We start from the raw sequence: 1,801 nt of genomic DNA on the forward strand, positions 1-1,801 counted from the left end.
GTAGAACACCCTGAACTTCATAATTTTGATTTTAATAAGTGGATATCGTTATTAGATAAAAGCCAAGGTTTGTGGGCTGGCTTGAAGACTTACCCAGTAAACCAACCTATAAAAACTATCGTTTGGAATTCAAATTCTAAAGGTGATCTAAATGGTGGGTGCTGTATCAAAATAAAATTGAAAGATGGGAGCACTCAATATGTTCTGGAAAGAGGTAAAGTCCAACGTTACAGTAGATTAGCTGCTCAAGATGTTTGCTCAAGTTTGGAACAATGGCTTTTAGACTCAAAGGCTCAAAATAATCCTCTTTGTTACTCTTCTGATGGAGGACTACAGGGAAAGAAAAAAGACATTCAGAATAATTATAATAATCCAATAGATTTAATTGAGTGTAAGTCCTTTACTGTTGTGACGTTTACGCGAGGGATTGGTACTAAATACGATAAGTTAAATAATTATTATGCACCTTTGATTGTATTTACTGACATGGTATCTGGTGAGTATATAACAGCTGAAGACACTGTTTTTTTAATCACAGACCCCTTTGAATTAAAGATTTATTTAGATAATTGGGTGGAGATTGAGCTTGCTCCAGAAACTTATAGGTTATGCATAATTGAAAACGATGCGGAATTCGATAAATTCATGCACTGGACAAAGCAAAATGCCATAGGTGTACTTGTAGATCCTTTCTTTGACGATGAGAAAAATCTATTGAAGGGTGCAGTAATTGAAGATCTCGCTGAATTAGAAAAGCAAAACAAACATATTGAAGAAGTTGAGCGGTTCTGTCTGTTGTTTACAAAGAGTAACGAGGATGGCACGTTTTCTCAAATTTATCGTGATTTTGTAAATGACGTAACTCTTCTCTTACATGACAAATGTACCTGCGATGGCTGTAAGTGCATTGGATGTCAGATGTACGACGTACGTATTGCCCACTACGGCAAAGACAATGTTGATATCAGGCAATCGAATGAGAATACTATCGTATTGAACTTAAGCGATAGTGAAAGCGAGTGGACTCAAGAATTCGTAGAAAACCATAGTGTTGATTGGAACGATTGGGAATCACTTGTTACATAAGCTCATAGGTCGGGACGAGCGTAGCGAATCCCAACAAATCTAGGAGGGCGAATGTTGGGATTCATTATTTATACTAGCTCAGACTCACTGTTGTAACTTATTTTTGTCCTTTTCATAGATGACGAAACAGTTGTGTGGGGTGTGAGAATTGCCATTGAAGCACCAGTGACCGTTGGCGACATGGATGTCGCCGTCGAGCCTATAGGGATATATCCACGGCGTGTCACTGGGGAAGCAATGGCAATTAATGATATTAATCACATTGACGGCTTCCTCGTTTTTTCTAAATTATTTCACACGCTTTAGCTCTTTCTAACCGCATATATTTAAAGGACTGAGTTTGACCAAGGCATGTTTTGCTTCAACCCTAACCGTTCTATTTTTTCGAATGTTTAGGCCGTGATTTCGCGTTATTCTTTTGTAAATTTCCTTGTTATTCTGCCTCCATCAGCAAAGCGTTTGCGTCTTGTGTTAGCCGTATGATCTTGGCGTTTCACGCACCGCTTTGCTCAACCGATAGGAGAGCAGCAATGAAAGTATTAAGTCAGTTTTCCGCCAAAGCCGCGATGGATGGCGATGGGGTCAATATTCGCCGTGTCGCCGATTTTGTGACGACTAAATTTGATCCTTTCTTGATGATCGACGAAATAAAATCCGATGATGAACAAGATTTTATTGGCGGCTTCCCCGCACATCCCCATCGCGGGATGGAGAC

General features: G+C 39.4%; 1 protein-coding gene and 1 pseudogene. Both read left to right on the plus strand.

Features of this window, described 5'->3' with window-relative positions; genetic code table 11:
- Positions 1-1,086 (plus strand): hypothetical protein (locus FW758_RS24355; protein WP_446446804.1); only part of this gene is annotated, 1,086 nt, incomplete at its 5' end.
- 530 nt (positions 1,087-1,616) lie between these two features.
- A pseudogene (locus tag FW758_RS24360) lies at positions 1,617-1,801 on the plus strand (pirin family protein); the annotation flags it as partial.

The organism is Shewanella sp. 1180_01, assembly GCF_052850535.1.